This is a genomic window from Allobosea sp. GW822-FHT03F07 (assembly GCF_058801345.1).
The window spans coordinates 1-965 of the sequence record NZ_JBXAND010000032.1 but is presented as its reverse complement, the minus strand read 5'-3'; the positions used below and the strand labels follow the sequence as shown (position 1 = coordinate 965).

Annotated in this window: 1 pseudogene; it reads left to right on the top strand. The window is 62.6% G+C overall.

The window, feature by feature from the left end:
- Nucleotides 1-85: 85 nt before the first annotated feature.
- Nucleotides 86-965: pseudogene (locus tag AC1RMY_RS26520) on the top strand (transposase); the annotation flags it as partial.

Here is a 965-nt window from a genome sequence, read left to right as displayed (position 1 = left end):
TGTCCGGCGTCAGCGCTCTTGAGACCATTTAGGGGTTTTCGGGAAGGGAGGATTTCTGGATCATCGCAGCCATTATGGAGCGTAGATGAGACAGAACCGAAGGACCGCGCCAGCGAACTCCGGGCCGGACAAAGCGCCGGCAGAGCAGGTCGTGAAGGACATTCGCCGCGCGACCCGCCGACAGTTTTCCGCAGAAGAGAAGATCCGCATCGTGCTGGAAGGCGTGCGCGGCGAAGAGAGTATCGCCGAGCTGTGCCGGCGCGAGGGGATCGCCTCGTCGATGTATTACGGCTGGTCGAAGGAGTTCCTCGACGCCGGCAAGCGCCGGCTGGCCGGCGATACGGCGCGCGCGGCGACGTCGGACGAGGTGAAGGAACTGCGCCGTGAGGCACAGGCGCTGAAGGAGGCCGTGGCCGATCTGACCCTGGAAAACCGCCTGCTCAAAAAAAGCATGCTGGCGGATGGGGAAGACGACACATGAGATATCCCGCATCCGAGAAGGCCGAGATCATCCGCCTGGTTGAGGCCTCGCATCTGCCGGCGCGACGCACCCTGGACAAGCTCGGCATCCCCAGGGCGACCTTCTATCGCTGGTATGATCGCTATCTGTGCGGCGGGGTCGAGGCACTGGCCGATCATCGTTCAAAACCAGACCGGGCCTGGAATAGAATCCCCGATCCGATCCGGGCCGAGATCATCGAACTGGCGCTGCGCGAGACGGAGCTGAGCCCACGCGAGCTCGCGGTGCGCTTCTCCGACGAAAAGCGCTACTTCGTCTCGGAGGCGTCGGTGTACCGGCTGCTGAAGGCCCATGATCTCATCACCAGCCCGGCCTACATCGTCATCAAGGCGGCGTCCGAGTTCAAGGACAAGACGACGGCGCCCAATCAGCTCTGGCAGACCGACTTCACCTATCTGAAGATCACCGGATGGGGCTGGTATTATCTCTCGACCGTGCTCGACGA